At 40.9% G+C, this 14091-nt stretch carries 7 protein-coding genes; 3 read left to right on the top strand and 4 right to left on the bottom strand.

All coding sequences use genetic code 11. From position 1 onward, the window contains the following. Positions 1–74: 74 nt before the first annotated feature. On the bottom strand, positions 75–293 hold the full coding sequence (locus L6E24_RS02990; protein WP_257743241.1) for a hypothetical protein: 219 nt from the start codon (positions 291–293) through the stop codon (positions 75–77). A 210-nt stretch (positions 294–503) separates the two neighbouring features. On the opposite strand from L6E24_RS02990, the gene L6E24_RS02995 reads away from it, so the two are divergent. Continuing rightward, positions 504–1709 carry an ammonium transporter gene (locus tag L6E24_RS02995; RefSeq protein ID WP_257743242.1) on the top strand — a complete coding sequence of 402 codons (1206 nt, stop codon included), beginning with the start codon at positions 504–506 and terminating at the stop codon, positions 1707–1709. 43 nt (positions 1710–1752) lie between these two features. Here L6E24_RS02995 and L6E24_RS03000 read toward each other — a convergent pair whose 3' ends face one another. Next, entirely contained in the window at positions 1753–2670 is a 918-nt protein-coding gene (locus L6E24_RS03000; RefSeq protein ID WP_257743243.1) for an AEC family transporter, read from the bottom strand. Between the two features lie 222 nt (positions 2671–2892). Here L6E24_RS03000 and L6E24_RS03005 point away from each other — a divergent pair, with 222 nt between their 5' ends. Further along, positions 2893–5160 (top strand): S8 family serine peptidase, encoded by a 2268-nt coding sequence (locus L6E24_RS03005; RefSeq protein ID WP_257743244.1) that lies wholly within the window; start codon positions 2893–2895, stop codon positions 5158–5160. Positions 5161–5266: 106 nt separating this feature from the next. After that, entirely contained in the window at positions 5267–9874 is a 4608-nt protein-coding gene (locus tag L6E24_RS03010) for a NosD domain-containing protein (RefSeq protein ID WP_257743245.1), read from the top strand. A 78-nt stretch (positions 9875–9952) separates the two neighbouring features. Here L6E24_RS03010 and L6E24_RS03015 read toward each other — a convergent pair whose 3' ends face one another. Together L6E24_RS03015 and L6E24_RS03020 are read right to left on the bottom strand one after the other, a co-directional pair. Continuing rightward, the gene (locus L6E24_RS03015; protein WP_257743246.1) at positions 9953–11146 is read right to left on the bottom strand and encodes a M24 family metallopeptidase; all 1194 of its coding nucleotides are present in this window, start codon (positions 11144–11146) and stop codon (positions 9953–9955) included. A 210-nt stretch (positions 11147–11356) separates the two neighbouring features. After that, a complete protein-coding gene (locus L6E24_RS03020; protein WP_257743247.1) occupies positions 11357–14047 on the bottom strand; it encodes a UPF0182 family membrane protein in 2691 nt (896 codons plus the stop codon). Positions 14048–14091 lie beyond the last annotated feature (44 nt).

Raw genomic sequence — 14091 nt, forward strand, 5'->3', positions numbered from 1 at the left:
AACTCTTAGCGGCCCAACAGCCGGACAGATGCTGATCTGTTCAACTGTTTTTTTACCATTAATCCGTTTTAATATCAGTCCCGCTGATTTATTGCTCCCTGTATTTTCTGTTCGTTTGGAAGACCGTGCCGGACTTTTGCCATCCGGGATTTTATTGCTGCTTCCTCCGCTTTGCTTCTCTCAATCTCTTTTCCTGCAAGTATTTCTGATTCCTGATGCAGACGGGTCTCCTCTGCTTCAGCTTTCTCCTTTTCCAGATGCTTACTGGTGTCTGTTCTCTTTTCTGCTGACATTATTACTCCCCCCCATTGTTGAGGATTAATATCCTTCAATGCTCTGTCAGATAATATTTGTTTCGGATACTTTATCAGGGAGATCTCACCTTTTCTCTTTAGATTATAGAGCAATTACAAAAAATATATACATTAAATAGAAAATTATAAATAATGATAGAAATTAATTTCCTTCCCACAATTTGGAGATAATTATCGTTAGTGATTATAATGGAATGTAACGAAATAATGATCAATTCCGGATTTGTACTGATATGTACAGCTATGGTAATGCTGATGACACCGGGAGTCGGTCTCTTTTATGCCGGACTTGTCAGAAAAAAGAATTTAATCTCAATGCTGACGCTTTCATTCATCTCTTTTGCTCTTGTAACCATTCAGTGGGTTGTAATCGGCTACAGTCTTGCATTTGGCCCTGATGTCGGCGGAATTATTGGCAGTTTTGATTATTTCATGCTCAATGGTGTCGGATTTAACGGAGAACCGATCCCTGACATCCTGTTTATGGCTTTTCAGCTTGTTTTTGCGGCAATAACACTTGCAATTATTACCTCAGCAGTTGCTGAAAGGATAAAGTTAAGCTCTTTTATTATATTCGGCCTGTTATGGACGACACTCATCTATGATCCACTTGTTCACTGGGTATGGGGTGGCGGATGGCTGTCACAATTAGGCGTTCTGGATTTCGCAGGCGGAATTACGGTGCATATAGGCGCAGGATTCGGAGCGCTCGCTCTTGCATTTGTAATAGGTAACAGACTTGGATTTGGTGACCACACCATGGAGCCGCATAACATCACATTAACCCTGATCGGCGGTGCGCTGTTGTGGTTCGGATGGTTTGGATTTAATGCCGGAAGTGCACTTGCAGTAAATGAGATTGCCATCAATGCCTTCATTGTGACAAATATCTCTGCCTCTGCCGGCGCTCTTGCATGGCTTGGTGCATCCTGGATAAACGGCAAACCGGGTTCAATGGGTATGATTTCAGGTGCAGTTGCCGGTCTTGGCGCAGTAACTCCTGCTGCCGGTTATGTAGGGCCGGTATCTGCCATATTTATAGGCATTGTATCAAGCATGTTATGCTATGGGGCACTTCTCTTCAGGATGGATAAAGGATGGGATGAGTCACTCGATGCCTGGGCAATTCACGGAGTCGGAGGTCTGTGGGGAACCATTGCCCTTGGAATATTTGCGGTTCCGGCGATTGGCGGAATAGCCGGAGTGATCTCCGGAGGATATGAACAACTGGGGATTCAGATCTTTGGTGCAGTCGTGACTGTAATATTCGCCTTCGCAGGAACTTACATTCTGGCAAAAATTATCGACAGAATATACGGCTTAAGAGTTAGTGAAGAAGAAGAGTATGTGGGACTTGACATCTCGCAGCATGGTGAAGCAACCATTAACTCCTGATGACCACTCAGTTTTTCCAAATCAAAAAATACCAATTTTTCCTCTAAAGCAGGAAATATGCCATAAGAGGAATTGTAAAAATACAGAGCAGTGTTGAGATAAAAACACCTTTTGAAGCGGCAGTTGAATCTACATTGTACTCCTCTGCCAGCAGTACTGCATTTGCCGCAACAGGCATACCTGCAAGAATTACAATAATACCGAGAAGCAGTCTGTCGGATACAAACGGAACCAGTATCAGATAAAGGACTGCCGGGATTATTATCAGCCGGAATAATGACATTGCATAAATTCTGAGATCCTTAAACATGGAGGCTGCCGGCATGGTGGCCAGCAGTGATCCTGTTACTACCATTGCCAGGGGAGTTGTCAGTGATCCAAGTATCTCAAGAACATCAATAAAAGGGGCCGGGATCTGAAATCCGGTGAAGAAGAAGAGCAGACCTATAAAGGATGCAATAATGCCGGAGTTTAAGAAGAGTTTAGGATCGAAATACTTCCCCATATCCGGTCTTAACATCAAAATTCCGACTGAGAAGGCCAGTATCCCAAACGGAAGCATGACAAGTGATGTGTAAAATACTGCTTCACTGCCAAATATTGCCGCCGTTACAGGGATGCCCATAAATCCGAGGTTTGAAAATACCAGCATGAAACTGTACACTCCTTTTTCAAGGTCACTCTCTGTGAGGTATTTCGGAACTGTAAATGCAAATGCAAATGAGAGAATATAATAGATGACTGCAATTGCAAACATCTCCATTGTCCTTCCAAAAGTTTCATCGCTCAGCGGTATCTGCATTGAGACAATAATAAGTGACGGAAGTGTGATATTTACGAGAAATGATGAAAGTCCGTGTGCACCGTCACGGGTTATAATTCCGGACTTATACGCTGCATATCCAACGCCCATCAGCATAAAGAGAATTACAATACTGTCAATTATTGTCAGGAAATTCATCTGTGAGGATAGATTATGTCTCAGAGATAATTAAACCGGCGTTTATGCAGAGAATCTCAGATCAAATCCGGAAAAATCAAAAAATCCGGATGCAGTAAAGGGAGATAATATATATTCTGAAAATCCATAAAATTAAATCAGGTTATAACATTAATACAGTTATAACATTAATCCGGTCATAGCATATTCCCCTTACCGGAAAAGAGCATATCAGGCGTAACAATGGATAAAAATCCGGCATCAAAACGAACTATTCAGAAAGCAGCTTCATCAGTAATAGTGTACGGTATATTAATGTGCCTGTTATTAGTTCCGGCATCAGTCAGTGCAGCTGATGACATCATAGGATTTCCGGATGAATCAGGAGATAATTCCACCGAGATTAAACCGGATTCAATAATAGTTATGATGAATCCGGATACACCTGTAAAATTAATGTCCGGAAGTTATGCTGTAAAAGATGCCAGTACAATTAATGAATCAGTTAATTCCGGCCAGGATTCAGAATCTCTGATTACAGATGAAAATATCATCAGAGACTATTCAGATGCCGGTATTCCCGGACTTAAAGTAGTTAAAATTCTGGAAAACTCATCTCTGAATGAAACTCTGCACGCTTACAGCAGCAGCCCGGATGTACTGTACGCAGAACCGAATTACATCCGTTATGCCCACGATATGCCGGATGATCCATATTTTGGGCTACTCTGGGGACTTGAAAATACCGGGCAGTATGTAAACGGAGTGTCAGGCACTTCCGGTGCAGATATTGATGCCTTAAATGCCTGGAATATCACCACAGGGTCGGATGACGTTGTAATAGCTGTTATTGACACCGGAGTTTTGCTCACCCATCCCGATCTGAGTGAGAACATATGGACAAATCCGGGTGAGATAATAGACGGTATTGACAATGACAATAACGGATATATTGACGACATTCACGGGTGGGACTTCTGTTCAAATGACAATGACCCGACTGACGAGAACAGTCACGGCTCTCATTGTGCCGGGATAATTGCCGGTGTCGGGAATAATTCAGTCGGCATTACAGGTGTTATGTGGAATGCAAAGATTATGCCGCTTCGTTTCCTCGATGAAAGAGGTTCAGGAGATACTTCGGATGCGATAGAGGCTATTATTTATGCCCGGAATAACGGGGCAGACATTATCAGCAATTCATGGGGCGGCGGAGGATATTCAGTTACCCTTAAAGATGCCATAGAGGATTTTGCAGGCCCTGCCATATGTTCCGCCGGAAATGATTATGGTCATAACACTGATATTTTACCAAATTACCCTGCATCTTATGACCTTGACAATATCATAGCCGTTGCTGCAACTGACAGCGATGATGACCTGGCATACTTCTCAAATTATGGCCCTGTATCTGTTGATGTCGCTGCTCCGGGGGTGAATATCTACAGTACAGTTACAGGCAGTTCATACGCCTATAAAAGAGGCACGTCAATGGCAGCACCTTATGTTTCAGGGCTTGCAGGACTTGTTCTCGCGTTAAACTCAACCCTTTCGGCAACCGAGGTTAAGGATCTGATTATTGACAATGTGGATCCGATTCCGTCACTCTCATCGGTAACGGTGTCAGGCGGAAGGATAAATGCGTTTAAAACGCTTTCTGCTGTCATTGCTCCGTCTGAACTGCCAAAAGCCAATTTCACCGCAAATATGACTGAAGGAGATCTTCCGCTTTCTGTCTCATTTACTGACCTCTCAGCCGGAGAACCGGATGTCTGGCTCTGGGACTTTGGGGACAATACAACGTCGGCAGATAGAGATCCGATGAAGGTATTTGATAAACCCGGAATATATTCAGTAAGTCTGACGGTTGCAAATTCAGAAGGGGCTGATAATCTTACAAAGACCGATTATATCAATGTAACCGGAAAAAATACTCAAATTGCATACCTGATAATGCCATCCGGAAATATAGAGCCGTCCGGCAGCGGCATATTTTCAGTCCATGCCGGCAATATTTCCGATGCAGCAGGTCTCTCCTTTGAGATTGTCTATGACCCATCTGTTATTTATGTTGAAAATATCACCTTAAACTCCACAGTTGCAGATGCAGACTTTACAGTAAATATTACAGATGGGAAAGCTGTTGCAGATCTTGCACTGACTACGCCTTTCACGTCCGGAAATGAGACTGAATTATTCTGTATCAATATCAGCGCAGCAGGGGAATATAGGAGCAATACAACACTGAACTGCCAGAATGCGACATATACTGATGATTCAGGCAGTTCTTACAGCATTGCCGTTACTGACGGAATAATCTCAATAACAATTAAAGGCGACTTCAACGGCAACGGATTTGTTGACATCGGTGACGTATCAAGGGTTGCCTATATGGTTGCCGGAAAAATACCGGAAGATATGACGGCTGACTTCAACGGCAATGGTGAGGTTGACATCGGGGATGCAGCTAAGATTGCATATTATTTCGTATGTATGATCTCAAACATATAATTCTAAAATTATCAAATTGAATGTTTTTTACGATACTGTTATGGTGCATAAACTCATTTTTAAGTATATAATCATATCCAGTGATTAAATTTCAGGAATGATAATTATGTTTTGGGGTAAGAATAAAATTGCTTTAATCAGCTTAATGCTTCTAATATCTTCACTGATATTATGCGGTGCAGCAGCAGCAGAAGATTTACAGATATCTTCCGGTTCGGAAACAGAGTCAGATAATAGAAATAATTACTCAGTATCTGAAAACAGTTCTTTGTTAAATAATGAAAATAACAGTTATCCGGTAAATAATGAGAATAACAGTTATCCGGTAAATAATGAAAATAACTATTCTGTATCAGTACCGGCTGTTCTGCCTGAACAGGTCAATGCAGAAGAAGATACAGGCACGGATGTCCCTGATGTCTACCCAAACATTTCAGCAGCCATTGATGCTGCAAATCCGGGTGACACAATCACTGTCGGGAGCGGCACTTACAATGAAATTATTGAGATCAATAAACCTCTCACAATCAAAGGAGTTGACACAGGAGGCGGCCTGCCTGTTATCAGCGGCGGGGGGATGAGTTCTGCCCTGGCAGTGGTATCCATAAACTGCAATAATTCAGTTATTGATAATTTCCATGTCAGAGATTATGAAGGATCTCACTGGTATGGATCAGGAATATTCCTGAATGCAAGTCATTGCAGCATACTTAACAGTACAATTTCTGATTCTGTAAATGGTCGCGGCATTTATTCAGGATACATCAATTATTATAAAGAAATAACCAATTCAACAATTTCAGGAAATATAATTCACTCAAATAATAAAGGAATCTATCTTGACCGGGGATGCAGCAATATAAAAATTACATCCAATGAGATCAGGAATAATACATACGGATTCAGATCATATAATAACCCACATCTGTTCCTCCGGAATAACAGTCTCCATGACAATTCCTACAATCTGATATTGTTCGATTATACCGGAGACGGTGATATAGACACAAGTAATCTCGTTGACGGAAAACCGGTTTACTACTTATCCGGCGAGTCAGGAAGAACAATTGACTCATCAACCAATGCCGGCATGGTCATCCTTGTAAAATGTGAAGATATCACAGTATCCGGTCTTGATCTATCTAATTGTGGTACTGGAATTTTTATTGCAGGCTGTAATAACTGCAAAATTTCCGGGAATACAATAAAATATTCAGAATACGGAATAGAAAATACAGGATCAAACGGAAGTACAATATCTGACAATCAGATGATTGACGGATGGTGTGGCATTATTATTGATGGCTCCACAGACGTAACACTACGGAGAAATGAGGCATCAGGAAATAATTTCAATTATGCAATGTGGTCATTTGCAGGAAATGATATAGATCAGACAAATACAGCAGACAAAAAACCGGTTTTATATTATGACGGAGAAACATCCTTAGAGATCACTTCAGAAGATAATCCCGGTGCGGTATTTTTAACCGGATGCAGCGATATTTACATTCATAATATTGAAATCAGCAATGAGGATGCAGGGGTTCACATTGAAGAGAGTACAGGAGTGAGAACAGAAAACTGCAATTTCTCAGACATTTACAGTGCAGTCATTCTGGATGAATCTGAAGAATGCTCACTCAAATATAGTGATGTAGAAGACTGCCACATTCTTGCAGAACTCTATAACTCCAATAATAATTCAGTTAATAAAAATGAGGGCCGGAATTGTAATGAACTTGCATACATATCTTCAGGCAGATATAACAGTATAAAAAGAAATAATATCAGTTCTGCTTATTCCGGTTTGTACCTCACAAATTCTGATTACAATCTTATATCCAGAAATACTATCAGTACAGGCGGAATTTACCTGAACACCTACAATTCTGTAAACAATTCTGTTTATCTCAATGATTTCATTACCGGAATTTACTATAATGATAATTTAAATGACGGTTTTGACGGGATTCAGTCATCTGTGAGCAGATATTACCTGCACAAACCGGAATTAAACTCAGAAACAGAACATGATTATTACCGGAATTACGATAACACCGGCCCATACACCGGATATGGCAGCATCATTACGAATGAAATTCCGGATGGCACAGTAATAATAGATGAATCCTACTCCAAAAATCTCTGGAATTCAACATATCTGACTTACCAGTATGAAGAAAAGACCTATTCAGGATATATGGGCAACTTCTGGACATCATATTCCGGAACAGACACAGACGGCAATGGAATAGGAAATACTGAACATTATATCGGGTATGAGGAATATGACCATTATCCTCTGATAAAAACACATGATAATTATATAATCTGTTCAGAACAGAACAATGCGGATTTCACTGCAAATCCTTTATTTGGAGCAAAACCGCTTGAAGTAACATTTACTGACAGGTCAGTCGGTGATCCCTATGAATGGTCATGGGACTTTGGAGATGGATCAAATTCAACTAAAAAGAATCCAGTACATACATATACACAGACAGGAACATTCTCAGTCTCACTCAATATAACAAACAGCACAGGTACATATTCAGCAGCAAAATATGACTACATAAAAGTAACAGATCCCTTAGTTGTGCCTGACAATTATCCAACAATCAGCGCAGCAATCAGTGCAGCAGAAAACGGAGATACAATTCAGGTTAAAAGTGGAGAGTATAACGAGATTGTAACGATCAATAAAACCCTGATTTTAACCGGAATTGATACAGGAAGCGGACTTCCGGTTATAAACGGAGAGGGCCTATCAGATGCCAATTCCCTTGTTTCACTTGACTGCAACAATTCAGTAATTGAAAATTTTGTCATTCAGAATTTTAAAGGAGATTACTGGGCATCTTCCGGAATTTATATGAATGCAAGCTATTGCAGCGTATTAAACAATACAATCTGTGACTTAAATTATGGAATTTATAGCAGCTATATCGGTTACTACAAAGAAAGGTTCAATAATACAATTTCCGGAAACACTATATCTTCAAATAATGAAGGAATTTATCTTGACCGGGGATGCAGCAATATAAAAATTACATCCAATGAGATCCGGAATAATACCTATGGATTAGAATCATATGATAACTCCTACCTATTCCTCCGGAATAACAGTCTCCATGACAATTCCTATAATCTGATATTATTCGATTATACCGGAGACAGTGATATAGACACAGGCAATCTCGTTGACGGAAAACCGGTTTACTACTTATCCGGCGAGTCAGGAAGAACAATTGACTCATCAACCAATGCCGGCATGGTCTGCCTTGTCAACTGTAGTGATATAACCGTTTCAGACCTTGATCTATCAAACTGCGGTGTTGGAATCTGGATTTCAGGCTGTAATAACTGCACAATCTCCGGGAATACAATAAAATATTCAGAATACGGAATAGAAAATACAGGATCAAACGGAAGTACAATATCTGACAATCAGATAAGTAACGGCGGATGGTGTGGCATTATTATTGATGGCTCCACAGACGTAACACTACGGAGAAATGAGGCATCAGGAAATAATTATAATTATGCAATGTGGTCATTTGCAGGAAATGATATAGATCAGACAAATACAGCAGACAAAAAACCGGTTCTATATTACGACGGAGAAACATCCTTAGAGATCACTTCAGAAGATAATCCCGGTGCGGTATTTTTAACCGGATGCAGTGATATTTACATTCACGATATTGAGATCAGCAATGAGGATGCAGGGGTTCACATTGAAGAGAGTATAGGAGTGAGAACAGAAAACTGCAATTTCTCAGATATTTACAGTGCAGTCATTTTAGATAAATCAGAAGAATGCTCATTTAAATATAGTGATGTAGAAGACTGCCACATTCTTGCAGAACTCTATAACTCCAATAATAATTCAGTAAATAAAAATGAGGGCCGGAATTGTGATGTACCTGCATACATATCTTCAGGCAGATATAACAGTATAAAAAGAAATAATATCAGTTCTGATTATTCCTATTTGTACATCAGTGATTCCGATTACAATCTTATATCCAGAAATACTATCAGTACAGGCGGAATTTACCTGTACACCTACAATTCTGTAAATAATTCTGTTTATCTCAATGATTTCATTACCGGAATTAACTATAATGATAATTTAAATGACGGTTTTGACGGGATTCAGTCATCTGTGAGCAGGTACTACCTGCACAAACCGGAATTAAACTCAGAAACAGAACATGATAATTACCGGAATTACGATAACACCGGCCCATACACCGGATATGACAGCATCATTACGAATGAAATTCCGGATGGCACAGTAATAATAGATGAATCCTACTCCAAAAATCTCTGGAATTCACCAACTAAATTAACATATCAGTACAGAGAAGGCAATTATTCAGGATATATGGGCAACTTCTGGACATCATATTCCGGAACAGACACAGACGGCAATGGAATAGGAAATACTGAACATTATATCGGGTATGAGGAATATGACCACTACCCTCTGATCAACACAACTGATAATTACATATTATACTCAGTCAAAGGCGACTTTAACGGCAACGGATTTGTTGACATCGGTGACGTATCAAGGGTTGCCTATATGGTTGCAGGCTTAACTCCGGTTGACATGGCAGCTGACTTCAACGGCAATGGTAAGGTCGATATTGGCGATGCGGCAATGATTGCCTGGTACTTTGTCGGAAAAACAGCAGAACTTTAAGAAAAGTTCTGCCAAAAAAATATATATTTTATTTCAGACTGAACCGGCATCTGCCGGATATTCCGGATATTCCGGATATCATTCTACAACCATAAGTCCGGGATGCTTTCCCGTAACACTCTCTGCCCCTCTGGCAGTCACAATAAACGTATTCTCAGTCCCAACCATACCAAATCCTTCAATTCCCTTCTTAGGCTCAATTGCAAAGACCATATTCTTCTCAATTGGTTCATCAAACCTTTTTGCGATCACCGGAAGTTCATCAATCTGAAGCCCTATACTGTGACCAAGAAAACTGGCCCGCCGGTTTTTAAAGCCCATGAAATTATCCAGAAATTCCGGCTCAATCGTTCCCATTATAGTATCATAAATTTCAGAAGGTATTGCACCCGGCTTTAAGAGCTTTGCAGTCTCCATCTGAATATCATACAGCCGGTCATTAATATCGGAAATATCATTTTTCGGATGGCTGTTCATCATATAAGTCATCGTCTTATCTGTATGGTACCCGCATACACCACAGCCAACATCAATGAATACAAGATCTCCGTTCTTTAGCTTCCGCCTTCTGCTTCCAAGAACAGGCACTGAAGTCCCCATCCCCAGAAATCCGCTGGGACTGTCAAAATTTGTCGGATTTAAGGAATTGTCACCAAATGCAATCTGCCCAAGCACAAAATCGGTATCAAAGGCCCTGAATCTTATCATACCCTGATGCCCCTCATCAATCAGCGCCCTGAATAATTCAGCACCAAGATCGGCTTCAGTCATTCTCTCCTTTAAAATTCCGGGAATGACATCCTCAAGAACAAACCTGTGTATCTTTCCGGCCTCACGGATAAATCCAAGTTCATACCGGCTTTTTACTGACCGGAGTTTCAGTATGGTATTATCAACACCCCGGATCTCCTCTACAGGGAAATGCTTTGTAAATCTGTCCATAAGTGAGAGAGGGACAATCTCTTTTTCGGTATAAATTATCTTTGGTGTCCCTCCCATCTCAGATGCAGCGTCCCTGTAACTTCTCATCTGTTTTATGACCGGAAAATTTGATTCAGCCTCAGCTCTCTCAAAACTCCTCCGGACAAAAAATTCTGCCTCACCATCAGAAGGTATGAGCAGAACACCGTCCTGCATCGTCCCTGTAAAATAATACTGATTAACTTTACTGAAGACTGCCGCCATTTCCCAGTCCGGATCTATTCCTGACATCTCATCCCTGAAGCGTGTCATACGCCTCTTAAGTTCCGGTGCCGGCACCTTCGTATGCATAAATAATATTTATTCCGGCTGATATATACGGATAACTAAAGCAGCCGGAATAAACAGTAAATAAATGATAAATCACCTCCGGATAAGAAAGGAAAAAGAGAAACAACGCAGGTTAAATCTGACAGGATAAAATTTATACTGCATATTAACCACATTTCAAAAAAATATCTGAATAATTATTCAAATGTTAAAACGATGAAAACAGATAGATCAGGATTTAATAATGCTGCCTATCTGATCAATATTTCTCTGGTATTCTCCAAGATCACCATTATTAAGCGCCACCTGTGCACTGTCATACAGTACAGCAATCCGGTTTAATTTATCCACTACCTCGCTGCTGAGGACCTCGACCTCTTCACCTGCACCAATGCCCTCACCGGCACCTCCGACAGACCTTTCGACAGCAATATTACCAAATATCTCATCCAGTGCCTCAGCAAGAGTATCCTGCATAGTCAGGCGGTCGCCATAGGCAACAATCACACGCTTAAGCTGCGGAAGAGTGCCCTTCTCCGTTGCCTCAAGATAAAGCGGTTCAACATACAGCAGTGAGTTTTCAATCGGAATTATGAGCGTATTACCTCTTAAAACCGAAGATCCGGACTGTGACCACAGGGTAATATCCTGTGATATCTCAGTATCCTGATCAATTCTGGCCTCAATCTGCATAGGCCCGTATGTCAGCTCCTGCTTGGAGAACTGATAGACCACAATACCGCCGTAATTTGGTGTGTCAGACCTGACAGCCATCCAGGCAATCAGATTCTCCTTACTGCGTGGAGTAAACGGCAGCATCTGAATAAACTCCTCAGACTCCTCGCCCGGAAGCTTCATGATGACATAATACGGCTCCATCCTCTGCCTTGAACCCCTGTACACCTCATCCGGTACATTCCAGGCATCTTCCCGGTTATAAAACACCCTCGGATCAGTCATATGATACAGTGAATAGACCTCAGACTGAATCTCAAAGATTCCCGCCGGATACCTGACATGCTCACGCAGGTTTTCAGGCATCTCTGAAAAGTCCTTAAATACACCCGGAAACATCCCTTCATATGCCCGAATCAGGGGATCATTTCCATTGACAACATAATAGGTAATATCACCGTTGTAGGCATCAATTACAACCTTGACACTGTTTCTCAGATAATTGAACTCTTCATAATCAGATGCCTGAACAGTTGCCGAATACGGGAATTTATCCGTTTTAGTATAGGCATCAATTATCCAGAAGAGCCTGCCGTCTGAAACAACAACATATGGATCTGAATCATATGACAAAAAGGGTGCAACAACATCTGCACGTTCAAGAATATTCCTGTTCATCAGAATTCTGCTGTCAGAATCAAGTGATCCCGAAACCAGAAGCTCTACTGATTTAAACTTAATAGCATAGATCAGCCTCTGAATTATTCCGGATAGTTCAACGCCTCCGGAACCCTGATATGTGGTATAAATATTGTCATCACTGGACGGATAATCAAACTCCTCAGTCTTTGTCATAACAACAGAGTAATCATCCAGGCCCTCACCATAATAAATTCCGGGCTGGTCAAGACTGATGTATTCAGAAGTGGGCGGAATGTCCTTTAAGTAAAAATCAGGCAGGCCCTCTTTGGATACAACATCAACCGGACTCATAACAGCCCCATAACCATGAGTATAGACCAGATGAGTATTAACCCACGTCTGTGCCTGTGACGGAAGATCTTTAATATTCATCTCCCTTGCTGAGATCAACACCTCCTTATAACTGTCATCGAAGGTATAGCGGTCAACGTCAATATCATTGAATTCATAATATGTCCTGAAGAGCTGCAACTGTTCATATGTCGTCTTCAGCGGCCTCCAGTCCCAGAGACGGATATTTTCAACAGTAGGACCGTTATTAATTATGTCTGCTGATGTCAGATTATAATCGACAGTGAACTGCTGCTCATCCACATCATCAAGACCATAAGCAGCAAGAGTGCTGTTTATATTATATGACAGATACGTCTTTTCAAGATTGAACTCATTTGGCGATACAATGAGAACCTGGACAACTCCGCCTGCAACAACTCCCAGAATGGCAACTGCAATGAAGATGACAACACCGTATTTAATAACTTCCGGCCTGCGCAGCTTTTCATTGATCAAAAATCCTATTCCAATCAGGAATGATACAAATGTCAGCACTGCCATAACCGGCAGTGTAACTGTCGCATCGGTATAACCTACACCAAATACTGTTTCACCGGGAGTGAAGAGCAGATCATAGCGTGCAAGCCAGATACGGGCAGATATTGCCGAAAACAGGAAGAAGAGCAGAACGCTGAGCTGCGGAATGAAAGAATCGATCTTAAACTGCCCTTTAAATTCAGTTATTGGATATTCACTGAAATTGAGAGTCAGAATTTCAGATTCCAGAAGGTAACCCAAAAAAGAGACAATTGTCGAAAATATGACAATTCCAATGAAAAAATTCACAACCAGGTTAAAAAACGGCAGTGAAAATACATAAAATCCTGCATCAAGTCCGAAAATCGGATCTAAGATGCCAAAGGGACTCTGGTTTAAAAACATCAGCACAGTTTCCCACTGTGATGATACAGATAATCCGCCAAAAAGTGCTCCAATGGCACAGAGAAGCATAACTATTCTCTTGTTTATAACCGAAACGTCACCCCCGTTTGCTGCTGACTTCAGCGAAATTCTGGCACATATATAACTAAAACCAAAAAATACAACTGCCGAAATTACTCCGAGAATTACTGACACTGCGATTATATTTAAGAAAATACCGGCATAACCGACAGAATCAAACCAGTAGTAATCTCCCAGAAATGAGATTAATGCCGCACATACTATAATTATTATTACAGGTATCAGTGCGAGATAATGAGAATATTTCATAATGCACATATAGGGTAAATAGGAAAATATTTAAAACCATAGCA

The sequence above is a fragment of the Methanoplanus endosymbiosus genome (genome assembly GCF_024662215.1).
Classification (GTDB): Archaea; Halobacteriota; Methanomicrobia; order Methanomicrobiales; family Methanomicrobiaceae; genus Methanoplanus; species Methanoplanus endosymbiosus.